The sequence below is a fragment of the Chryseobacterium glaciei genome (genome assembly GCF_001648155.1).
GTDB lineage: Bacteria > Bacteroidota > Bacteroidia > Flavobacteriales > Weeksellaceae > Chryseobacterium > Chryseobacterium glaciei.
Genome location: NZ_CP015199.1, coordinates 3,759,450 through 3,782,304 on the forward strand (window position 1 = coordinate 3,759,450; position 22,855 = coordinate 3,782,304).

The window sequence follows — 22,855 nt, forward strand, 5'->3', positions numbered from 1 at the left end:
AAAATAACATATATGAAAAAATTCTCCAAGATTTTTGTGCTTTTACTTTTAATACTGAGTTCTTCAGGAGCTTTCGGGCAAAAGTATTATGACGATCAGTGGAAAAAAATAGAGGAAAATAGTAAAAAAGGTGCTTATAAATCTAATCTTCCCGTTATTTTAGACATACAAAACCATGCTATGAAAGAAAATAATACACTTCAGCTTATTCGATCTTTAAAGGCAGAATTTACGATCGTTAATCAGACTAGTGATGATGATAAAAATGATGCGGCTTCTAAGTTTTTCGTTAAACTTCAAAATTCCGATAAAAATTTGAAAGGCGAAGGGAAATTGGTTTATGATGTTCTGCTGAATGGTTTTTTCATGGATTATTATAATCAGCATTCTTGGGAGATCAATGGAAGAACGAATCTAAATTCTCAAGATGTTTCTCAGATCGAAACTTGGAGTAAGCTTGATTTTAAAAATTATTTAATTAAAAATTTTCAGGAGCTAGACAAAGAAAAGCCGGAAATGAAAAAAGTTTCATTGAATGGCTATAAAGATGCTTTTTCAAACACAAAAGATATTTCTTATTTCCCAACTTTGTTGGATTGGTATTCTTTGAAAAAAGTTAATTTCTTATCTGATAACGGACTTTTCACTAAAAATGAACTTACAGAGAATAGAACTCAGATCAATACTATTTTTGATGAATCAATTACTCAGAATACAGTAAATTCTAAACTGTATTTTATGCATCAGAAATTATCGGAGAATTGTAATTTCAATCAATGTAAAGATAAATTAGAGCTGCTTCAAAATCTTGTAAAGTCTAATCTAGATGATGATTATAAAGTTTTGATCATGGAAGAGATCATGACTGAACTTAATGGCAAAAAGAAATCGAAAGAAGCTTTAGAAGTTGCGGCTCAGGCAAAAAGCCAATATCCGAAATCTCCTTTTATAGAAAATATTAAAAACAAGGAAAATCAAATTATAAACCCTTCTTTAAATATTAAATATGAACCGCAGACACAAGGTAATCTACCAATTCATATTATTGCTGAATATAAAAATGTTTCAGAATTTTCAATCAATATCTACGAGGTAAAAGGAGAATATACTTCATTAATGCAATATGTGCAAAATTCTTACGGAGATCTGTATAGTAAGGTTAAAAAGAATTTGTTAAGAAAAGATGTATTTCAATTGTCTGATCCTAAAGATTTTCAAACTCATAAAACATCTTTGGAGGTTAAGCCTCTTCCTTCTGGAGTTTATGTGGCGGAATACTCTGTTGCCGGTTCGGATGTAAAAGATAATGAATCCAGACAAAATTTTTACTTTTTAGTTTCTGATAACAGAATTATTTATCAATCTAAAACTGATAGAAACCAACTGTCAAATGAATTAAAATTAGTCAACAGCGAAAACGGAAAACCTGTTATTAATGAAAACATTACGTTTTATGAATTTGTTTCTAATAAAACATTAACTAAAATTGAAGGAAAGACAAACGATATCGGAGTTTTCAAATTTCCAGCGACGACGAGCAAAAATTATTACAGAACTTTCCTTATTCAGCAGCCAAAATCCAATAGTTTCCAGATCATGCAGGTGTATGGGAATGATGGAAATCCAGCAGAATATAATCCGAACAAACAAACCCGTACGAAAGCTCAGATCTTTACGGATAGAGCGATTTACAGACCCGGACAAACAGTTTATTTCAAAGTAATTAATTCTAAAATTGATAAAGAAATTGAGTCTGTTGCTTCCGGTTTAAAACAGAAAATAACTTTACAGGATGCCAACGGCGAGGATGTTACTTCTCAAAACTTTACCACCAATGATTTCGGTTCGTATCATGGAAGTTTTATTCTTCCAAAAGGAAAACTGAATGGTGTATTTTTCATAAGAACAGACGGCGGAACGAATGGTAATAAAGATATTCGCGTTGAAGAATATAAAAGACCAAAATTTGAGGTGACTTTTGATCCCGTAAAAGAAGAGTATAAATATGGTCAAACCATTGAATTAAAAGGAAAAGCCATGATGTTCTCCGGTGTTGCTTTGAGCAATACAAAGGTAAATTATGAGATCAAAAAGCACAACATCAGATGGAGATATTTTGGATGGTATCCACAAGGTGATGACAATGAAAATTCAATTCTTGGAGAAGGCAAAACGAATGAAAAAGGAGAATTTGTTATACGTTTAGATCTTAAAAAAGATGAAAAATTAGAAGGAATTCAAATTGATAATTATGAAATTAATGCTTCGGTTACGGATATTAATGGTGAAACGCAGTCTGCAGACACGCAGTTGAAAGTAGCTTCGGTTTCTCATTACATTAAGGCAGAAGACATCAAAAATACTTTTGCAGATGAAAATGTAAAAATAAAAGTTGAAACGAAGAATTATAATGAACAGGATTTAAAAAAATCATATCAGGTTAAATTATCAAAATTGGAAGCTCCAAACAGGATTTTCAGAGATAATTTTAAATCAGAAATTCAGGATCTTCCGAAATATTCTAAAGAAGAGTTTATCAATAAATTTCCGCACGATTTATTTGATAAAAATGATGAAGTGAAAAACTGGAAAGTTGAAAAATTGCTCATCAATAAAACTCAGCAACCATCAACTGATCTTGATTTAGGAAAACTTGATGCCGGAGATTATCAATTAGAATTATATAATATTGAAGGAAAAGACACCATAAAATCTTCTCAGAATTTCAGTGTTTGGGATAAAAAATCTTTAAAACCAACTCAGAAAACATTCTTAACCGTTTTAGAACCTAAGAGTGAATTTTCAAGAGTGGAGAAAGCTAAGATTTATGTGTATTCTGCAATTCCTGATGCTTTAGTAAACATTTTTGTCCAGGACGGTTCGGGAAAAACAGTTTCGGAAACTCAGAAATTCAAAAATGGGATTCTTGAATATACTGCTGATATTCCAAAAGATAAAAGTGTAGCAACGTTGAATATTCAGTTTCAGGTGGTGGCATTTAATGATGTTCAGACGCAATCTGTTAATTTAAAAATAAAAGATACAGAACAGCCACTAAAAATTGAAACGGTGACTTTCAGAGATAAATTGGAACCAAATTCTAAAGAAAAATGGTCTGTAAAAGTTTTAGGAAATGACAAAGAAAAAATAAATGCTGAGGTGTTAGCAAATATGTACGATATGTCTCTCGATCAATTTGCTGCAAATAGCTTCAATTGGGAAAAATTATATACCACTTTTTCAATCGTAACTTCTTATGATATCAGACAATATCTGGAACAAAAATATTATCAGAAGAGATTGCAATATTTCAATGGTAATTATGTAGAAGTTCCTCAGTTTAACTGGTTTGATGGAGAAGTGTATTATGATAATATGGTTTACAGCAGATTAGAAAATGAAGAAGGCGTAAAAAGTGCCGGTTTTGCACCTCCACCGCCGGCTCCAATGGTTGCAGGAAGAGCTAAAATGAAAATGACCAAACAGTTGGATACTACAACAGGAGTGGTGAGTCAGGAGGGAGCCCCGGCAGCTGCTTACGATAAGAAGGTTGACGTAGTTAAGGAAGATCTGGACAAAGTCCCAGTCCGCCAAAATCTAAACGAAACAGCTTTCTTCTATCCAGATTTGAAAACCGATGCAGAAGGAAATGTAAGCTTCGAATTCACTTCTCCAGAAGCATTAACAAAATGGAAACTGATGTTCTTGGCTCACACAAAAGATGCAAGAGCAGCAATTTTAAATAAAGAAGTTGTGACGCAGAAAGAGTTTTCCGTGACACCAAATTATCCGAGATTTTTAAGAGAAGGAGATGAATTGAATCTTCAATCAAAACTATCAAACTTAACAAGCAAAAAATTAAGTGGTTCGGCAAATCTTCAAATATTAGATGCATTCACAAACGAAGATATTTCGTCTAAATTTGGGTTAAATGCAAGCACTCAGAATTTTGATTTAAATGAAAACGGAAATTCAGCATTAACTTGGAAAGTAAAGGTTCCGAACAATGTTTCGTCAATTATATTAAAAGTAGTTGCAAAAGCTGGACAATATTCTGATGGCGAACAAAAAGCGGTTGCGATTCTTCCAAACAGAATGTTGGTAACGGATGCCGTTCCTGTTTTTGTAAAAGAAGGCGAAACTAAAACGTTTGTTTTGGATAATCTTAAAGACGCTAATTCAACAACAATTTCAAATGTTTCAAATACATTGGAATTAACGACAAATCCGATCTGGGAAATCATGTTTGCGCTTCCAAGCTTGAAAAATGATCAAAATAATTCTGCGGATGTGATTTTCAATAAATGGTTTGCAGATGTGTTGGCTTCTGAGATTTTCAAAGCTAATCCAAAAATGAAAACTGTCTTTGAAGAGTACCAAAGCAAAGGATTATTAAATTCAAATCTTGAGAAAAATCAGGAATTGAAGCAATTACTATTGGAAGAAACTCCTTGGGTATTAGAAAGTAAAAATGAAGAAGAGCAAATGCAGAAATTGGCATTGTTATTTGATGCCAATACAATGAAAAATTCGATCAATCAGGATTGGGATGATTTCAAAAAATTGCAAAATCCGGATGGAGGTTTCTCTTGGTATTCAGGTTACCCTAGCTCGTATGGAACTTCTTTATATATTCTTAAAAACTTAGGAAAAATCAATTCTTGGTTAAAAGATAATGTGAAAGATTATCAAAGTTCAGAACAGAAAGATTTGGTTGCAAAATTGGTTCAGTATGTAGACAACGAGATCGCTAAATATTGGGATGTGAAAAAAGAAGACGTTTGGAACAACTGGACGTTAGATTATCTTGACACCCGAAACTATTGGGAAAAACAATATCCATTAAAAGGAAAAGGCGCAACATTGAAAGCTTTAGTAAAACAAAAAGCAAAAACAGCGAAGATCACAGATTTTACATTCTTCGGATTGCACCGTTCGGCTTTATTGATGAGCAATTATGGATTAAAAGATACTTCAGATAAATTAATGAATTATCTAAAAGAAACTTCTGTTGACACAAAAACACAAGGTATTTATTGGAAACAAAACCTTAACGATTGGGGTTGGTTCGGCTCGAAAGTGGTGAATCAGGCTGGAGCGTTGGAAGCTTTCAATACATTAAAACCGAACGATCAGAAGTTCATCGAAGACATGAAAATCTGGTTAATCACGCAAAAAGAAGTCAATTCTTGGGGAAGTTCAAGAGGAACATCGGAAGTGATTTTTACGATATTAAATTCAGGAAAATCATGGACAACCGCGGAAAGCGACAAAGCAACAATCGTTTGGGGTGGAAAAGAATTACAACCACAAACTCAGGCAACGGGTTATGTAAAATCAACCGTAAAAACTGATGTTGTTGATAAAAACTTAGGAACAGTAACGGTGACAAAACCTGGTCCAGGAATTGTTCAAGGAGGATTATTCTGGCAATATTATGAAGATTTAGATAAAATTAAATCATCAGAAAATTACATCTCGATCACAAAAGAATTGTACAAAAAAGTAAAAACGGTAAACGGAGAAGAATTACAAAAAATCTCACAAGAAACTCCATTAAAAGTAGGAGATAAAGTAACCGTAAGAATGATCTTGAACACAGATCGACCAATGGAATTCATCCACATTAAAGACATGCGTGCAGCAGGATTTGAGCCTGTAGATGTGCTTTCGGGTTATCAATGGAAGAACAACTTAGGTTACTACCAATCCACAAAAGATGCTTCAACGAACTTCTATATTCAGTACATGCCGAAAGGAAAATTTGTATTCGAATACGATTACATAGCCAACGCATCAGGAAAATTCTCCAATGGGATTACAACGATGCAAAACTATTATGCACCGCAGATGAATGCTCATACAAAAGGAACAAATGTTCAGATTTTGGAATGATTTTTGGCTATAGGGAAGTAGTAAAATATTAAAAATAGAACAAAATGAAATTTTCAAAAACAGTAATGACAGGGCTCGTAATGTTGATCGGAGTAAATGCTTTCGCACAAAAGAAAGCAGACAAATTTGAAAAATTACAGATTGAAATGTTCCCGAAAGCAAAAGAGGGTTACAAGCAGGTTTACATCCAGCTTCCAATCGCTAAAAACGAAAACGATTTAAAAGTAGAGTTTTTTGTAGGCGCAGAAAAAATGTTGGACTGTAACAAACAATTCTTGATGGGAAATGTAAAATCTCAGGATCTGCAAGGGTGGGGCTACAACTATTATGATGTAGAATCGAACGGAGAAGTTGGAAGCACATTAATGGCTTGCCCGGACAAAAAAATGACCAAAAAATTTGTCTACATCCAGCCAGAAATTGTGAGATATAACAGCAAATTGCCATTGGTGTTTTATGTCCCAAAAGATCTTGAAGTCCGTTACAGAATCTTGCGTCCGGACTCGTCTATGAAGAAAGCCGTTCAAAAATAATCTCAAACAATTTACATATCAACTCCTCACATTTTGTGGGGAGTTTTGTTTTTTAGAAGCTTAATCCAGCTATCCACTCATACTCCTCGCGCCACCACCCCCAACTCCCAAACCCTCCCACTCTAACTGCGGGGTAACCGTTCCTATCTGGGCTAGGGTATTTGTCGCCATTACCAATTTCGCTTATTGCGAGGAGCGAAGCGACGAAGCAATCTCAAATAAAACAATAATTCTAATCACAAAGTCTGTCCTCGCGAAATGATTTCACTAATTAAAACAAACAAAATTCTATTGAAGATTTCGATCAATAATTTAGCTTTTAAAATTTAAATTTTACGGATTTATCATTCATAATCAATAATTTAGAACTTAAGATTTTGAACTCATAACATTCTATTTGATAGTTGTTTACATCCTTTTTTTTAATAGGTGTAAAATGATGAAAAAAAACTGATATATTTGTTTTTTAACAATTAGAAAAAGATGGAAAACGTATTTGACGCAAAAGACGCTCAGAATTACATTGATAGAATAAATAAATTGATTGAAGATACTCACGGTTTGTGGGGGAAAATGACTGTTGATCAGATGTTGGCTCACTGTTGTATAACCTACGAAATGGTATACGAACCTGAAAAACACAAAAAACCGGGATCAATTGCAAAATTTATTTTAAAAAGATTTGTAAAGCCTAAAGTGGTGGGTGAAAAAGCATATCCAAGAGATTCTCCTACTTCTCCACAGTTTTTGGTTACAGGAAGAAAGAATTTTAATGATGAAAAGAAAAGACTGATAGGCTATATCCAAAAAACACAGCAATTGGGAGCTTCAGCTTTCGATGGTAAAGAATCTTTCTCTTTCGGAAAATTAAATTCTAACGAATGGAATAATATGTTTGCAAAACATTTGAATCACCATTTGTCGCAATTCGGAGTTTAACACAAATTAAATACACACACATGAAAAAACTTTTATTACTCCTCATTCTCGTTTCCAATTTTGCATTCTCCCAAATGCCGAATATTTCTAACGTTTGGTTAAACGACAGTAAACCTTACACAGGAACAATTGGAAGCGATAAGCAAGAAATTAAACTAAAAATCAATACTTCTGAACAAAACAAGAAAAATGATCAGCAATATCTTGTTTCAGGATATTCTCTTGTTGATAAAAACTACACGAAGTTTGAAGGTAATTTAACGATCACCAAATACAAAGACGGCAAGAAAAAAAGTACCATCTATGGTGAATATGAACTTGTTGAAGAAAAGAAAGGAAAACATTCCGGGGTTTTCAAAGGTAAGTTCATTTATACTTTCAATTGGAATAAAGCTACTGAAAAGATAGAAGCTCAATACATCGATTTCATTGGTGATTGGAAGAGCTATGACGGGACATTAGATTTTAAGACACGTTTAAAAAATCAGTAATCATGTTCAGAAGAATTTTAGCCGTTCTAGGAGGGCTTTTCTTTGGCGTTGTAACCATCACGATTGTTGAGAAACTAGGTCATTATTTCTTTCCACGACCTGTGGGAATGAACGAAAACGACATGGAAGCTCTGAAACAATATGTAGAAACAGCACCAATCATGGCATTGCTTTTTGTTATTCTTGGTTATGCTATGGGAGCTTTGATTGCCGGGTTTTCCGCTACAAAAATTGCTGGTGACAGCAAAAAAATATACGCAATTATTTGTGGAGTTATTTTCTTACTTCAAGGAATTTATATGATGTACATTCTACCAACTCCGATCTGGTTTTGGGTTCTTGGTATTGCGGTTTGGGGACTGGTTTTAGTAGGACATACATTGGCTTTAAATAAAAGAAACAATAAAAGAAACAATAAAATCTAAATATGAAATTAGGAGCATTTTCGATAAGTTTAAGTGTAAAAGATCTTCAAAAATCCAAAGATTTTTATGAAAAATTAGGCTTTAGCACTATGGCGGGAAGTACGGAGCAAAATTATCTCATTATGAAAAATGAGGAACATCTGATTGGTCTTTTTCAGGCGATGTTTGATGGAAATATGCTTACTTTCAATCCGGGGTGGGATCAAAATGCTCAGAATTTGGAAGCTTTTAATGATGTTCGTGAAATTCAGAAACATTTAAAAGAAAACGGAGTTCAGCTTGAAAAAGAAGCAGACGAAACAACCTCCGGCCCTGAACATATTTTTCTGAAAGATCCCGACGGAAATATGATTTTAATTGATCAGCACAGATAAATATAAAAAACAAATGATATGAAAATTTTAAAAAGAATTGCTATAGTTTTAGCTTCAATCCTGATTTTTTGGATGATTCTCGCAGCGTTTATTTCGGGTGACTGTAATTACGAAAAATCAATTTCCATCAATGCTCCCGTTGAAAAAATATGGCAAAATACCAATACTTTAAAATCAATGGATCAATGGAGCCCATGGAATGATCTTGACCCGAATATGAAAAAAGATTGGACAGGAACAACAGGGCAACAGGGAGAAAAAGTGTGTTGGGAAAGTAAAGAAGCAGGAAATGGCTGCCAGGAAGTGAAAAAAGTAGACCCAGCCAAAAAAAGAATTGATACAGATATTAAATTCTTAACTCCTTACGAAAGTGAAGCTCACGCTTATGTAACCGTAGTTCCGGAAGGAAATGGAAGCAAAGCAACTTGGGGATTTACTTCAAAAATTCCGTATCCTTTTACAGTAATGAAAATGTTTATGAATATGGAAGATGCCATTGGAAAAGATTATCAGAAAGGGCTTTCTCGACTAAAAGAAATGTCTGAAAAACCATAGATTTTAGCTTAAATCAAAATAAAATATTTAAACACAAATAGCACTAATATTTTAAGCACTAATATTCACAAATAAAATTAGTGTCATTTGTGAAAAGAATTTGTGTTATTCGTGTTTAAAAATAAAACTAAACTATAATTTAAAAAAAAGCACACATTATGGCATCAGTAAACGTTTATTTAACATTCAACGGAAATTGTAAAGAAGCATTTGATTTTTACAAATCAGTTTTTGGAGGAGAATATCCTTACATCGGAACTTTTGGAGAAATGCCTCCAATGGAAGGAAAAGAAGCTTCTGAGGAAGACAAAGACAAAATTATGCACGTTTCTCTTCCGATCTCAAAGGAAACTACTTTAATGGGAAGTGATACAGGCGGTGAGTGGGCTTCTAACTATAAAGCTGGGAACAATTTTTCAATTTCTATCAATGCAGATTCTAAAGAGGAAGCGGATAAATTATTCAACGGACTTTCTGCTGGTGGACAAGTAACAATGGCGATGGCAGATACTTTCTGGGGAGCTTATTTCGGAATGTTTACCGATAAATTCGACATCAATTGGATGGTAAATTATGACGATCCTGCTAAAATGCAACAACATCCATAGTATTCATATTTTGTATATGAAGCATAGGTAAAAATAACCGGCAGATCGTTCTGTCGGTTTTTATTTTAACCACAAAAGCAACAAAAGATTAACACATTAGTATTTTAAGTTAACCAATAGACCGCAAGTAAGATCACATTAGCTTTAAAAATATTTGATTTTATTGTTTTGAGAGCTTTATGTTTTAAAAACAGCTAAATTTTAAATCATTCATGGCTTTTGTATCTTTTGTGGTTAAATTTTTAATTAGTTTAAACTAAAAAGATAAATTTTCATAAAATATTTTTTTTGCTTATTATTGATAATCGAAATCACTTTTTAAATTGTGATAGATTTTAGTAATAAACTATTTTTCTAAAAATAAAATGTAAAAGAATAAATTATGAAGATTTTAAAGTCACTGGCTTTGATTATTTTCACTTTGGGAGCAGCAAAATCGTTTGCTCAGAAAAGTGATCTTGGAGCTTGGTATATGTATTTTGGGAACAATAAAATCAGTAAAAAATTAAACTTTCATAACGAGATCCAGTATCGTAATTTTGATGGGATTGGAGATTTAGAACAGCTTTTAATTCGTACCGGAATAGGATATGATTTAACGGAAAATAATAACAATGTTTTGTTAGGATATGGTTTTATTTTAAGTCAGCCTTACGTAAACGGTGAAAAAAAGGAAAATATCGAACACCGAATTTTTCAGCAATATATCACAAAACAGAAGTTTGGGAGATTCTACCTTCAGCACCGTTACCGGTTGGAAGAACGCTTTCTGCAGGACGATTTTAGGATGAGGTTCCGTTATATGTTAGGTTTAAATATTCCGATCAATAACAAAGAAATGCTTCCAAAAACTTTTTATGGATCTGTGTATAATGAGATTTTCTTAAATTTAAACAGTCCGACTTTCGACAGAAATAGAGTTTACGGAGCGTTGGGATATGTTATCAATAAAAACCTGAGAATTGAAGCAGGTTATATGAATCAGATTCAGGAAAACAAAAACCGCGGACAAGTTCAGATTGGTTTTTATAACAATATTCCGTTTAATAAAAATTAAAAACTAAAACACAAAAAACACGTATGCACTCAGGTAAAAAATTTAGCGCTGTTGAATTTATAGTCTGGACAAGAAGAAGTATCTATTGTTTAGCCATTTTAGCGGCAATTCCGACGGTATTATATTTCTTCGGATGGAAATTTCTGTATGTTCCGTGGCAGCCGATCGCAATCATGGGAACTGCGGTTGCTTTTATTGTTGGTTTTAAAAACAATGCAAGTTACAGCCGACTTTGGGAAGCCAGACAGATTTATGGCGCTATCATCAACGACAGCCGAAGTTTTGGATATATTTTGAGAGATGCTCTTTCGGGAAAAGATCCGAAGAAAGTGAAAGAAATGTTTCTGCGTCATTATGCGTGGCTCACTGCGCTTCGTTTTCAGCTTCGTGAATCGAGAGCTTGGGAAAATATGAGTACCGCACAATTTGACGAATATTCAAAAAAATATGACATCCCGGAAAGACTTTCTAAGCTGGATGATGAATTGAAAAAATATCTCTCAGAATCAGAACTTCAATATATTTTAAGTAAGAAAAACAGAGCAACACAATTGATGGCGAGTCAGAGCAAAGAGTTATCGGAAATTTATTCAAAAGGAGAAATTAATGATTTCCAATGGACGCAGATCAATCAGCAATTAGTAAAATTTACAGATAATCAGGGAAAAGCGGAGAGAATTAAAAACTTTCCTTATCCGAGAAATTTTTCTTCGATCACGACTTATTTGTTATTGTTATTCATTGTTTTTGTGCCTTTCGGATTACTAAAAGAGTTTGATAAACTGGGCGACGGAACTATTGTTGAAGGCTTTACGGTTTGGTTTAATATTCCGTTTTCGCTGTTGGTAACCTGGTGTTTTCATACATTAGATAGTGTAGGAGAGGCTTCTGTCAATCCTTTTGAAGGTAGTCCGAATGATGTCCCAATTACACAAATCAGCCGTACGATTGAGATCGATATGAGAGATATGCTGGATGAATCTGATCTTCCACCAGCAATTGTTCCGAAGAATAATATTGTACTTTAAAAAATTGAAAATAGTTAATCACACAGTAAATTAACATAGTCTTTGTCATTCCGGAGGAATCTCCATATCACAATTAAAGCATAGTATAGATTCCTGCGGAATGACAAAAATGTTCGATAAATTGAAAATATTTAATTGCGATTAACCAAAAAACATAACACTAAAAAAACAAAAATAAATGATTCACACTTACGTCATCATATCAATTGCAGTCCTATTATCTGTGATGATATTGGTAATGATCGGGCAAAAACTAAAAGTGGCTTATCCCATCTTTTTAGTGATTGCAGGTTTATTAATAAGCCTTATTCCGGGAATGCCACATATTGAGATAGAGCCGGATTTGGTATTCCTGATTTTCCTACCTCCAATTTTATTTGAAGCCGCTTGGTTTACGTCATGGCAGGATTTTCATAAATGGAGAAAACAGATATTTTCAATGGCTTTCGGGTTGGTTTTCCTTACCTCAATTGTCGTAGCTTATCTTTCTTCATCGATAATTCCCGGGCTTACGGTTGCGATGGGATTCTTGTTGGGAGGAGTGAATTCTCCGCCTGATGCTGTGGCCGCAACTTCTGTTTTAAAACACGTTAAAATTCCTAAAAAGATCACAAGTATTTTGGAAGGAGAAAGTTTGATCAACGATGCATCGAGTTTAATTGTATTTAAATTTGCCTTGGCTGCCGTGATTTCAGGGCAGTTTGTATTCAGGGATGCGGTTCAGGATTTCTTCACAATGGCGGTCGGAGGAATTGCGATCGGTGTGGCTGCCGGATTTTTATTTGGAGCATTTTTAAGACTTATTCCGTCAAATTCGAATATTGATACGGTGATTACGCTGATAGTTCCTTACATTATGTATGTTGGCGCGGAACATTTCCATTTTTCAGGAGTGTTGGCGGTGGTTGCCGGAGGTTTATTGATGTCTTATAATTCGCATTGCTACCTCAGTCATACTTCGAGAATTCAATCCGGAAACGTTTGGAGTGTTCTTATTTTCTTAATGAATACGATCATTTTCATTCTTATCGGACTTGAATTACCAATTGTCGTGGCAGCAATGAAAGATTACACTATTTCAGAAGGTATTTTTTATAGTGTCGTGATCGGAGGAGCAATTGTTTTAACGAGAGTTATTTACAGTTATACCTTAATGTATTTTCCAAGGCTTTGTTCGAAAGAATTAAGGTTAAAAGTCCCCAAACCCGATTGGAAGGAACCTTTTATTATCAGTTTTGCAGCAATGAGGGGAGTGGTTTCCTTGGCTGCAGCCCTTTCAATCCCAGCATTTTTACCAAATGGCGAAGCTTTTCCGCATCGGAATATCATTTTGTTCGTAACTTTCGTTATAATATTAATTACGTTGGTTGGACAAGGATTGTTATTGTCGCCGATTTTAAAATTATTAAAAGTAAGTGATGCCGGAAGTGAGCTTCCAGAAGAAAAACAGGAAGTTATTTTAATGAAAAAATTAAAGGAAACGGCTTTACATAAATTGGATAATGATTTTTCAGGATTGGCAGAAACAAACAGCTTGGTGCGTCATCAAAAACATAGACTTGAAAATGAAATGATGATGATGACCGATAAAGCCAACTGCATGGCGTCCACCGGAGATTATGTTACTGCGATGAATGAAAATAAAGATGTTTTAAGACAGATCATTCAGGCGCAGAGAAATGAACTTCACCGTATGAAACGTGAAAAAACATTTGATGATCATGTGATGAGAACCATCGAAATGCAACTGGATTTTGATGAAGCAAAAATCACAGGATTTGCCCATTAAATGAAAAATTAAAAGAATATGAGTACACCAATCACCGTTCAGTTTAAAATAAATGCTCCGATCGAAAAGGTTTGGAAAGCATTAACCGATAAAAACGAAATGAAAAGCTGGTATTTTGATATTCCGGATTTTGAATTGGAAGTTGGAAAACAGTTTAATTTCTACGAACCTGGAGATGAGAAAAAATATCATCATCAGGGAGATATTTTAGAAATTATTCCACATCAGAAAGTGAAACATTCTTGGACTTATCCTGAATTTTCAAATGGAAGAAGCGTTGTGACTTGGGAAATTCAACCTGATGATAAAGAAACAATCGTTACATTGATTCATGAAAATATTGAAGCTTTTGACGATTTAGGCGAAAATTTTTCAAGAGAAAGTTTCACAGAAGGCTGGAACGGAATTATCGGACAAAGCTTAAGACAATATTTGGAGAAATAATTTTAAATTTAATTTAAAGATAATTTTTAATCAAAAAAAAATCCTTTTTAGGAATGTTACAATTTGGTAAGTCCATTAGCAAAGCGGAATAAAATTTGCTATTTTTGGGGAAATATTTAGAAATTCAATGAAAAAAAATATAATTGCAGGTTTTGCAGCAATTTTGTTCTTGACATCTTGTAACAAAGATGAAAAAATTCTGAACAGCTTAAACGATTATAATAATTCTATGGAAACTAAAGGTTATCATTTTGGTGATAAACTGGAGCTTCCAAAAGATGTTGCAGAAAATGCAGAAAACGTTACCATTAGCTTCGGAGATAAAGAAACTTCAAACTTAACAATTGATCCTAAATTCTTTACTTTAGGAGATAATGCAGTAACTTTTAATATCAAAACAAAAGGCGGTGAAACCCTGAATCAGGACGCAACCATTAATGTTTTTGCGAAAAATCCTGAGAAAAAAATCTCATATCAAATCATCGCTGAATATCCTCACGATCCTAAAAATTTCGTACAAGGTTTTCAGGTAGAAGGCAATACAATCTACGAAAGTGACGGACAAAACGGATCTTCGCAAATCTTGAAATATACGTTGGGAACAACAACTCCTCTTGCTTCTACAAAACAAGCTCCGGAAGATTTTTCTGAAGGAAGTACAATTGTGGGTGATAAAATTTATCAATTAACGTGGCAGAGTAAAAAAGGGTATGTTTATGATAAAAATTCGTTAAAATTATTATCAAGCTTTGCGTATCCAAACGTATTGGGAGAAGGTTGGGGATTAACGTATGACGGTAAAAATCTTATCGCATCAGATGGAAGTAAATTATTGTATTTCCTTGATCCGAATAACCCTACAAAATTGGTAAAATATATTGCTGTTGCAGGAAGTTCTCAGGCTTACGATCAGTTGAATGAGCTTGAATTCCACAACGGATTTATTTACGCAAACGTTTGGCAGAAACCAATTATTCTAAAAATTAATCCTGCAAACGGAGAAGTTGTCGGAACATTTGATTTTACAGATATTGCAAAACAAAATACCAAAGGAAGCGACGATGTATTGAACGGAATTGCTTTCAAAGGTGAAAATATGCTGGTAACAGGTAAAAACTGGCCAAAAATTTATGAAGTTGCTGTAAAGTAATTTAAAAAAATAAAATTTGATCAAAACAGATCAGTAGAAACGGGCTTTAGTCCGTTTTTTTATTTGGTATTAGTTGAATTGACTTTAGTCAAAGCTCAGATTAAAGGAATAAATTTGCTACTTTTGGAACATATTTAAAGCATCAGTGAAAAAAAATATAATAATAGGTTTTGCCGCGGTTTTGTCATTAATTTCTTGTAATAAAGACAAGGAAATAATAAACAGTTTAAGTGATTATAACAACTCAATGGAAAGTAAAGGTTACCATTTTGGTGATAAACTACAACTTCCAAAAGATGTTACAGAAAATGCCGAAAGCATTAGCATTAGCTTCGGAGAAAAAGAAACATCTGATTTAACGATTGATCCTAAATTTTTCACATTTGGGGATAATGAAGTCACTTTTAACATCAAAACAAAAGGTGGCGAAACATTAAATCAGGATGCAACAATTAATGTATTTACAAAAAATCCTGAACAAAATATTTCATACGAAATCGTAAAAGAATATCCTCACGATCCTAATAATTTTGTTGAAGGATTTCTTATTGAAGGCAATACCGTTTATGAAAGTGACGGACTTTCAAAGGCTTCTCAATTGATAAAATACACGTTGGGAACTACAACTCCAATCATAACAGAAAAACAGCCTGCCGATATCTTTTCAGAAGGTTGTGCAATTGTTGGCGATAAAATTTATCAGTTGACGTATCAGAATAAAATAGGGTTTGTGTACGACAAAAATACCTTAAAGAAAATCTCAGAATTTCCTTTGCCTAATGAGTTTGGGGAAGGTTGGGGATTGACTTATGATGGGAAAAATCTTATCGCAGATGATGGTTCAAACAATCTGTATTTTTTGGATGTTAATGATCCTTCAAAAGTGGTGAAAACCGTTCCTGTTGGTGGATATAAAGATATTTATAATCAAATCAATGAACTGGAATATCACAATGGATTTATTTACGCTAATGTTTGGCATAAACCGATTATTTTAAAAATAAATCCTGTAACCGGAGAAACGGTCGGGAAATTTGATTTTACGAAAATCACTGAAGAAAATACAAAAAATGACAGTGAGAATGTTTTAAATGGTATTGCTTTTAAAGGTGATAATATGCTGCTAACAGGTAAAAAATGGTCTAAAATTTATGAGATTGTTGTTAAATAATAAAAAACTTTTAACAACTTCAGTGTGAATAAAATAAAGTGTGTAAATTGCTGATGTTCACAAAATTTTATCTTAGAAAAAAGAACTTTTGAAATTATTAAAATTACTATTGATTTTTCTTTTCTGTTCCTTATCTGCGCAGAAATCTATCCCTTTTGATACATTAATGTTGAAGGAGGCGAAAGATATGCTGGCGGATGATTATGGAAATTTATACATCTACAAAAACAAAGATTTCAGTTTTACAAAGTATGATTCTTTAGGAAAACAGCTTGGTAAAATGATGTTTACGGTTCCGTTTAAAGTTCAGAATGTTCAGAATCCGTTGAGTATTGCTTTTTTTTCAGAGAATGCCCAGGAAATGAAATTTGTAGATCAAAATCTTAATGATATTCAAAAAGTAGATTTTAAACAGAAATTCGGATTTATAAGAATGGCTTACGCGGAAGATCTTCAGCAGTTGTGGTTGTTGGATGACAGCATGAAGCGCTTGATTCAATATAATTTCAGAAATGAAACAACGATTAACTCTTATCCTTTTGATGCAAGTTTTGATGACTTAATGGACTTAATGGTGTTTGAAAATAAGATTTACATTTTAACTAAAAAGCAAATTAGAATCTACACTTTTAAATTTGAAAAGCTCTTTGAAGCACCCATTGAGAACGGAAAACGTTTCAGAAGAGAAAACGAATTTATTTTAGTAATAACCAATAATTCGATTTTAAAATACATTCCTGAAAAAGAAATGGTGAAAATTTTTGAAGATCCCGATGCACAAATTGTGGATAAAAATACCCTTTCTTTTTTTGAAATCAAAGCCAACAACCTTTATCTTTACAGCCTCGAAAAAAGTAAAGAAACTAAGCTACAGACAGAACCTGAACCTGAGAAAAAATCAACGGATCAGCCTGTGGAAAAAAGTGAAGAAAAGTCTTCAGAACAGCCTGCAGGAAATAATTTAGAGAAACTGATCGATGAGATTTCCGAAATTCAGAAGTTTGGTATTTAGTTATAAAAGCAATTAAACAGTAAAACATTAAGGGAAAATATGCATATTGCAGTTACAGGGAATATTGGAGCAGGAAAAACCACATTAACAACCTTGCTTTCGAAGCATTACGGATGGGATGCGCAATTTGAGGATGTAGATCATAATCCTTATCTGGAGGATTTTTACGCAGATATGAGCAAATGGAGTTTTGCACTTCAGATTTATTTTTTGGGAAGCAGATTTCGTCAGGTAAAGGAGATCAGGGAAAGTGGGAAAAACATTATCCAGGATCGTACGATTTATGAAGATGCTCATATTTTCGCAGAAAATTTAAATGATATGAAGCTTCTTTCAGACAGAGATTTCAATAATTATATTTCTGTTTTTAACTTAATGAAAGCTTTTGTTTCTGCGCCGGATCTGTTGATTTATTTAAAATCCGATGTTCCGAATCTGGTGAAAAAGATCTACAAAAGAGGGCGAGAATATGAAGCGTCAATCAGTATTGAATATCTTTCAAAGCTGAATCAAAAATATGAGAAATGGATCTCCAATTATACAGAAGGTAAGCTTTTGATCATTGAAGTTGATGATTTGGATTTTGTAGAAAAACCGGAAGATTTCGGATTTATCTTAGAAAAGATCGAAGCAGAACTGAACGGATTGTTTTAACAATAATTTACCATTAATTAAGATTCGTGTAACTTGATTTCTTACTATATTTGATAAGATCAAGTTTAATTTTTAAATATAATTAAAATGTTAGTTAAGGTTTTACATAATGGAAACTGTTCAAAATCAAATGCTGTTTTAGAGTATTTAGATGAGAATGGAGTGCCTTTTGAGATCATCAATATGACAGAAGATCCACTAAGCATTTTGGAAATTAAAACAGTCTTGAAAAAGCTTAACCAAAGCGTTTTTCATATTATCCGCAAGACTGAAAAGTTGTATATGGATCATTTTGCGAATAAGAATTATTCTGAAGAAGAGTGGGTGAAAATTCTATCTGAAAATCCTTCTCTGATACAAAGACCAATTTTAATAAAAGGTTCCGTTGCGATGTTGGGAAGACCGATTGATAACGTAAAGTTTTTTATTGAAAAGTAATTTTTAAATCAGCATTAAAAATATAAACAAAAAGTCAGCATAACGCTGACTTTTTTACTTTTAAAGAAGAATAACTCCTTCTATTTTTGCGACTTCTTTATAAATTTTAACGACCTGATTAGCATCTAAAACGAATGCGTTGATATTACAGGCTGTATATTTTCCATTTTTACTTTCGCGGTTTCCTAAAGTGAACTTGATCCCGTCAAAAACTCTGTAAATTTCAGTAAGTTTAGACTGATCAGTTGGGATTATGAATTTAAATAAATAATCTTCCGGAAAATCATGATGATCTTCCAGTTTTTCCTTTAAAGAATTATAAAACTCCTCAGGGCTTGCGTGTTGATTTCCTTGTAATATATCCATCTGCAACTTTTAATTTTATATATAAATATAGCGAAATTTTTTCTATTTTCCAAGAGGTCCTAAAAGAGCCTTAGAGTTCTGGTGCTCGTAATCTTCAATGATATTGAACAACCCATTGACCATCTGTTCAGAAGCCAACTGACTTAGACCTCCTGAACTTACCGTATTGGTATTTCCCCCTAGCAAACTTCCTAATAAATTACTTCCGGATAAAGCGGTATTGATTGTTTTCACGATGCCATATTGATTCAATTGTTCATCAACTTTAGGCATAATAGCCGCCACCAATTGTTGTTGAGTTTTTTCTTTCAATATTTGAGTAGCTGTAGTTCCCTGGATAATTCTTGTAACATCCTGAGCGCTCAGACTATTCACTGCGCCCTCTAAAATTGGTCTTGAAACATTCACTGTATAAGAAGCTGCCTGCGCAATATAATCTTTTTCTTTGGCAACCAAAGACGGAGCAATTTTTTCTAAAGTAGAATTAATATCTCTCAACTCTTTTGGTAAAGCTTTATCAACTAGGTTGTTTTGCAAAAAGGCATCTTTGTTACCATAAATTCCCATTCCTTTATTAATACCGTTTAATAGAAGTTTCTTAATAACAGAAAGTCCCAGATCAGTAGTTGCTAAAGTAGTGCAAGACTGCATGGTTGTATTGATAACTGCACCGGTACAAATGACTAAAGCAGCTGCTATGATATATTTTTTCATTTATTTTTTATTAATCTCTAATATTCTCAAATTCTGAGCCAAATTTAGCTAGTATTCTTTGTTTAACAAAATTTTAAATATAACTGCATAAATTGGGACGTTTTTTATGATAAGGTAATGGTAAATCGATTGCATTTTTTTTCTTAATATGAGATTATATTTAATAAAATAGTATTGAATTCTATTATTACTTATTCTTAATATTGATTTGTTGTTAATTTTCAGAATTTTTAAGAAAAATTAACTATGTAACATATATTTTTATAATTTTGGCTAATGTCTTTTTTTGAGAAATACGAAACGGCTCAAACAAAGATGATAAAAAGACCGAAAATCTTTTTATAAATAATTGATTGTACAAATAAATTGAAACTATATGAAACAAAGTGATTTAAAGTATTCATGTCTCATTGCTGTTCTATACTTTGGTATGAATGTCAATGCGCAGACTACTCCCAAAAAAGATACTCTGAAAGAGCAGAAGATCGAGGAGGTAGTAATGATTGGGTATGGTTCTCAGAAAAAAGAAAATGTTACCGGAAGTATTGGTCTTGTTTCTGCAAAAGATTTAGCAGATAAACCGAACGCAAACCCACTAAACTCTGTGCAAGGAAAATTGGCAGGGGTAAATATTGTGACATCAGGTACACCAGGTGGATCTCCTCGGGTGGATATTAGAGGGGTTGGATCTTTGTCTGGTAATACAGTTTTCATTGTTGATGGAATGTTAACGGAAGATATTTCTTTCCTTAATCCTCAGGATATCGAATCGATGAGTGTTTTGAAAGATCCCTCAAGTTTGGCAATTTTTGGAGCTAAAGCTGCAAATGGAGCTGTAATTATCAAAACTAAGAGTGGAAAAGGAAAACCTGTTTTTAATGTTAATTCTTATTTAGGAATTAAAACTGTTACGAATGTTCCTAAAATGGTAAATGGAGATCAGTATATAGAGCTATACAATGAAAAAGTGCGTAATGATGTGCTGAATCCTCAACCTTCTGATTTTATAACGAAAGCACAATATCCTGGTAATGCAGATTGGTTCAAAGAGATTTTGCGTACAAGCATTATCAATTCTAATGATTTTTCTGCTTCAGGAAGTCTAGGTAAACTTAATTATTATGGTAGCGTTGGGTATCTTCAGGATGAAGGGAATCTAGCTGCCGGTCAAGGAATTAATTCTGGAAGTGGTTTTAACCGATTTAATACCAAATTAAACCTTAGTTATAAGATTACAGATAATATTACGATTGGAGATAATTTTTCTTTTTCCAAAACACGTACTGATGTCGCACAAAATCCTCTATTAGATGCACGTAATGCACCTCCAGTATTTGATGTTATTAATCCTGCGAGTGGAGATTATCAGTATATTACATTATTAAACGTACCTAATCCAAGGGCAAAGCTTGATCTTTATCGTTCTCAAGTAAGACAGGAAAGATTGCTTAATAATATTTGGGCAGAAATTAAATTTTTGAAAGACTTTACTTTTAGAAGTAGTTATACCAGCGATAGTTATAGCCCGAGCCAGTATGAATATACACCAACATTACTTTATGTTCCTATTAGTAGCCAAAAACAATCAACACTAATAACTAGAAATAACAGATATAGAAACTATGTTTGGGATAACACTATTAATTGGAAAAAAGATTTTGGGAATCATAATTTGGAATTGTTAGCTGGTTTTTCCAGAATTAGAGATTCCAGATCAGAAGATGTATGGACTGCTAAAAATGTAAATTATAACGGTACCAATGGTTCTCTAAATATTGGTAATGGTACTGATATTTTTAATTATCACGATACCGCTGCTGCAGTTACCGATGGTAGACCAGAAGCAACACAAGATCAGCAAAGAATAGAGTCTTTTTTTGGAAGGATAAATTATGACTATGCCGGTAAGTATCTTTTAAATGCCTCTGTACGTAGAGATGCAAGTTCGCAAATATCAACAGACAGATATAAAACTTTTCCTGCTGTAAGTGTTGGTTGGGTAGTTTCAAAAGAAGGTTTTATGAGTGAGCAGAATGTTTTTGATTTGTTGAAATTGAGAGCAAGCTGGGGTAAATTAGGTAACCCGAGAGTTAAAAGAGATTATTCTCCGATTGTAACTAATATTGGTGGAGGTGTATATTATGGTAACACTGGATATCCAGCAGGAACGGTTGACAGAGTGATTGATCCGTCAATTGGTTGGGAAACAACAACGGGTTCAGATTTTGGTGTTGAGATGGCATTTTTAAATAATAAATTAAAAGTTGAGGGAGCTTATTATAACAAAGAATCAAAAGATATAGTTTATGCAATTAATCAAGCCACGATTTCCGGAGCTAGTAATCCGTATGATTATATCACGAATGCTTACTCTTTTAAAAATAAAGGTTTTGAAGTATCTGTAAATTATAATGCAAATCTTAGTGAAAGTGTTAAGCTTGGAGTTTATGGAAACTTCACATCTCTTAAAAATGAGATCACAAACGTTTATCAAGATTCATTCTTAGAAACAGGAGCTAGTTTATTTGGTAATTCAATTGTAAGATTACAAGCAGGGCAAGCTGTTGGCTCTTATTATGGATACGAAGTTGCAGGCGTGTTCCAAACTGACGCTGAAGCGGCTGCATCCGGGCAGAACGGAGCAAAGGCAGGATGGTTCAAGTTTACAGATCTTGATGGAAATGGAGTAATTGATACCAGAGATAAAACTTTCTTAGGTAGTCCTATCCCCAAAGGAACTTATGGATTTGGAATAAACTTGACCGTTCATTCAATTGATTTTGGAATAGATTTCCAAGGAGTTTTTGGTAATAAAATTTATAATTATAACCGTGAGCAACGTTATGGTAATGAAAGCTGGGATCTTGATATGTATAATAACAGATGGACGGGTGCGGGTACTTCCAACACCAATTCTATGATTACTTCCAACCAATCTATTATTTTACCAAGCAGCTTTTATGTAGAAGATGGCAGCTATTTTAGAATCAGAAATATTCAGGTAGGATATAATTTACCTTCATCATTAGCTCAATCTTTATCAGTTAAAAAACTGAGAATATATCTAAGTGCACAAAACCCATTAACAATTTTCAAATATAACGGATTCTCTCCTGAAATTATGAATTCTGATAGAGTACAAATGGGTATTGATAATAATATTTATCCAATTTCTGCTATTTATACAATGGGTATGAATTTAACATTTTAAT

General features: G+C 33.3%; 20 protein-coding genes. 18 read left to right on the forward strand and 2 right to left on the reverse strand.

From position 1 onward, the window contains the following. Positions 1 to 12 precede the first annotated feature (12 nt). From A0O34_RS16870 to A0O34_RS16950, 17 genes are all read left to right on the forward strand, one after another. A complete protein-coding gene (locus A0O34_RS16870) occupies positions 13 to 5,895 on the forward strand; it encodes an alpha-2-macroglobulin family protein (protein WP_066757190.1) in 5,883 nt (1,960 codons plus the stop codon). 44 nt (positions 5,896 to 5,939) lie between these two features. Continuing rightward, the gene (gene eco / locus A0O34_RS16875) at positions 5,940 to 6,428 is read left to right on the forward strand and encodes a serine protease inhibitor ecotin (protein WP_082891188.1); all 489 of its coding nucleotides are present in this window, start codon (positions 5,940 to 5,942) and stop codon (positions 6,426 to 6,428) included. A 483-nt stretch (positions 6,429 to 6,911) separates the two neighbouring features. After that, the gene (locus tag A0O34_RS16880) at positions 6,912 to 7,367 is read left to right on the forward strand and encodes a DUF1569 domain-containing protein (protein ID WP_066757196.1); all 456 of its coding nucleotides are present in this window, start codon (positions 6,912 to 6,914) and stop codon (positions 7,365 to 7,367) included. 20 nt (positions 7,368 to 7,387) lie between these two features. Continuing rightward, entirely contained in the window at positions 7,388 to 7,858 is a 471-nt protein-coding gene (locus tag A0O34_RS16885; protein ID WP_066757198.1) for a hypothetical protein, read from the forward strand. A 2-nt stretch (positions 7,859 to 7,860) separates the two neighbouring features. After that, positions 7,861 to 8,283 carry a hypothetical protein gene (locus tag A0O34_RS16890; protein ID WP_066757201.1) on the forward strand — a complete coding sequence of 141 codons (423 nt, stop codon included), beginning with the start codon at positions 7,861 to 7,863 and terminating at the stop codon, positions 8,281 to 8,283. A 2-nt stretch (positions 8,284 to 8,285) separates the two neighbouring features. Further along, a complete protein-coding gene (locus A0O34_RS16895) occupies positions 8,286 to 8,657 on the forward strand; it encodes a VOC family protein (RefSeq protein WP_066757204.1) in 372 nt (123 codons plus the stop codon). Between the two features lie 18 nt (positions 8,658 to 8,675). Further along, the gene (locus A0O34_RS16900) at positions 8,676 to 9,212 is read left to right on the forward strand and encodes an SRPBCC family protein (protein WP_066757207.1); all 537 of its coding nucleotides are present in this window, start codon (positions 8,676 to 8,678) and stop codon (positions 9,210 to 9,212) included. A 158-nt stretch (positions 9,213 to 9,370) separates the two neighbouring features. Further along, entirely contained in the window at positions 9,371 to 9,820 is a 450-nt protein-coding gene (locus tag A0O34_RS16905) for a VOC family protein (protein ID WP_066757210.1), read from the forward strand. Between the two features lie 382 nt (positions 9,821 to 10,202). After that, positions 10,203 to 10,877 carry a DUF2490 domain-containing protein gene (locus tag A0O34_RS16910; protein ID WP_066757213.1) on the forward strand — a complete coding sequence of 225 codons (675 nt, stop codon included), beginning with the start codon at positions 10,203 to 10,205 and terminating at the stop codon, positions 10,875 to 10,877. A 23-nt stretch (positions 10,878 to 10,900) separates the two neighbouring features. Further along, entirely contained in the window at positions 10,901 to 11,905 is a 1,005-nt protein-coding gene (locus A0O34_RS16915; protein WP_066757215.1) for a bestrophin family protein, read from the forward strand. Between the two features lie 178 nt (positions 11,906 to 12,083). Continuing rightward, the gene (locus tag A0O34_RS16920) at positions 12,084 to 13,694 is read left to right on the forward strand and encodes a Na+/H+ antiporter (RefSeq protein WP_066757219.1); all 1,611 of its coding nucleotides are present in this window, start codon (positions 12,084 to 12,086) and stop codon (positions 13,692 to 13,694) included. An 18-nt stretch (positions 13,695 to 13,712) separates the two neighbouring features. Beyond that, the gene (locus tag A0O34_RS16925) at positions 13,713 to 14,138 is read left to right on the forward strand and encodes an SRPBCC family protein (protein WP_066757222.1); all 426 of its coding nucleotides are present in this window, start codon (positions 13,713 to 13,715) and stop codon (positions 14,136 to 14,138) included. A gap of 127 nt (positions 14,139 to 14,265) precedes the next feature. Beyond that, positions 14,266 to 15,288 carry a glutaminyl-peptide cyclotransferase gene (locus A0O34_RS16930; RefSeq protein ID WP_066757225.1) on the forward strand — a complete coding sequence of 341 codons (1,023 nt, stop codon included), beginning with the start codon at positions 14,266 to 14,268 and terminating at the stop codon, positions 15,286 to 15,288. A 145-nt stretch (positions 15,289 to 15,433) separates the two neighbouring features. Then, positions 15,434 to 16,459: a glutaminyl-peptide cyclotransferase gene (locus A0O34_RS16935; RefSeq protein ID WP_066757228.1), complete on the forward strand. Its 1,026-nt coding sequence runs from the start codon at positions 15,434 to 15,436 to the stop codon at positions 16,457 to 16,459. A gap of 88 nt (positions 16,460 to 16,547) precedes the next feature. Beyond that, the gene (locus tag A0O34_RS16940; RefSeq protein WP_082891189.1) at positions 16,548 to 17,471 is read left to right on the forward strand and encodes a hypothetical protein; all 924 of its coding nucleotides are present in this window, start codon (positions 16,548 to 16,550) and stop codon (positions 17,469 to 17,471) included. Positions 17,472 to 17,510: 39 nt separating this feature from the next. Continuing rightward, on the forward strand, positions 17,511 to 18,125 hold the full coding sequence (locus A0O34_RS16945) for a deoxynucleoside kinase (RefSeq protein ID WP_066757234.1): 615 nt from the start codon (positions 17,511 to 17,513) through the stop codon (positions 18,123 to 18,125). A gap of 87 nt (positions 18,126 to 18,212) precedes the next feature. After that, complete coding sequence (locus A0O34_RS16950) at positions 18,213 to 18,563, forward strand: ArsC/Spx/MgsR family protein (RefSeq protein WP_066757237.1); 351 nt, start codon at positions 18,213 to 18,215, stop codon at positions 18,561 to 18,563. 60 nt (positions 18,564 to 18,623) lie between these two features. Here the strand turns inward: A0O34_RS16950 and A0O34_RS16955 are convergent, their stop codons facing one another. Further along, positions 18,624 to 18,929 carry a DUF493 family protein gene (locus A0O34_RS16955; protein ID WP_066757241.1) on the reverse strand — a complete coding sequence of 102 codons (306 nt, stop codon included), beginning with the start codon at positions 18,927 to 18,929 and terminating at the stop codon, positions 18,624 to 18,626. A gap of 42 nt (positions 18,930 to 18,971) precedes the next feature. Beyond that, positions 18,972 to 19,643 carry a DUF4197 family protein gene (locus A0O34_RS16960; RefSeq protein WP_066757244.1) on the reverse strand — a complete coding sequence of 224 codons (672 nt, stop codon included), beginning with the start codon at positions 19,641 to 19,643 and terminating at the stop codon, positions 18,972 to 18,974. 376 nt (positions 19,644 to 20,019) lie between these two features. Here A0O34_RS16960 and A0O34_RS16965 point away from each other — a divergent pair, with 376 nt between their 5' ends. Further along, on the forward strand, positions 20,020 to 22,854 hold the full coding sequence (locus A0O34_RS16965) for a SusC/RagA family TonB-linked outer membrane protein (protein WP_082891190.1): 2,835 nt from the start codon (positions 20,020 to 20,022) through the stop codon (positions 22,852 to 22,854). Position 22,855 lies beyond the last annotated feature (1 nt).

Excerpts from the sequence above, each read along its gene's own strand:
- A0O34_RS16900 (WP_066757207.1), top strand. The coding sequence starts at position 8,676 with ATGAAAATTTTAAAAAGAATTGCTATAGTTTTAGCTTCAATCCTGATT.
- A0O34_RS16910 (WP_066757213.1), top strand. The coding sequence starts at position 10,203 with ATGAAGATTTTAAAGTCACTGGCTTTGATTATTTTCACTTTGGGAGCA.
- A0O34_RS16880 (WP_066757196.1), top strand. The coding sequence starts at position 6,912 with ATGGAAAACGTATTTGACGCAAAAGACGCTCAGAATTACATTGATAGA.
- A0O34_RS16955 (WP_066757241.1), bottom strand. The coding sequence starts at position 18,929 with ATGGATATATTACAAGGAAATCAACACGCAAGCCCTGAGGAGTTTTAT.
- A0O34_RS16870 (WP_066757190.1), top strand. The coding sequence starts at position 13 with ATGAAAAAATTCTCCAAGATTTTTGTGCTTTTACTTTTAATACTGAGT.
- A0O34_RS16890 (WP_066757201.1), top strand. The coding sequence starts at position 7,861 with ATGTTCAGAAGAATTTTAGCCGTTCTAGGAGGGCTTTTCTTTGGCGTT.
- A0O34_RS16895 (WP_066757204.1), top strand. The coding sequence starts at position 8,286 with ATGAAATTAGGAGCATTTTCGATAAGTTTAAGTGTAAAAGATCTTCAA.
- A0O34_RS16925 (WP_066757222.1), top strand. The coding sequence starts at position 13,713 with ATGAGTACACCAATCACCGTTCAGTTTAAAATAAATGCTCCGATCGAA.
- A0O34_RS16930 (WP_066757225.1), top strand. The coding sequence starts at position 14,266 with ATGAAAAAAAATATAATTGCAGGTTTTGCAGCAATTTTGTTCTTGACA.
- eco (WP_082891188.1), top strand. The coding sequence starts at position 5,940 with ATGAAATTTTCAAAAACAGTAATGACAGGGCTCGTAATGTTGATCGGA.
- A0O34_RS16905 (WP_066757210.1), top strand. The coding sequence starts at position 9,371 with ATGGCATCAGTAAACGTTTATTTAACATTCAACGGAAATTGTAAAGAA.
- A0O34_RS16965 (WP_082891190.1), top strand. The coding sequence starts at position 20,020 with ATGAAACAAAGTGATTTAAAGTATTCATGTCTCATTGCTGTTCTATAC.
- A0O34_RS16950 (WP_066757237.1), top strand. The coding sequence starts at position 18,213 with ATGTTAGTTAAGGTTTTACATAATGGAAACTGTTCAAAATCAAATGCT.
- A0O34_RS16945 (WP_066757234.1), top strand. The coding sequence starts at position 17,511 with ATGCATATTGCAGTTACAGGGAATATTGGAGCAGGAAAAACCACATTA.
- A0O34_RS16960 (WP_066757244.1), bottom strand. The coding sequence starts at position 19,643 with ATGAAAAAATATATCATAGCAGCTGCTTTAGTCATTTGTACCGGTGCA.
- A0O34_RS16920 (WP_066757219.1), top strand. The coding sequence starts at position 12,084 with ATGATTCACACTTACGTCATCATATCAATTGCAGTCCTATTATCTGTG.
- A0O34_RS16885 (WP_066757198.1), top strand. The coding sequence starts at position 7,388 with ATGAAAAAACTTTTATTACTCCTCATTCTCGTTTCCAATTTTGCATTC.
- A0O34_RS16915 (WP_066757215.1), top strand. The coding sequence starts at position 10,901 with ATGCACTCAGGTAAAAAATTTAGCGCTGTTGAATTTATAGTCTGGACA.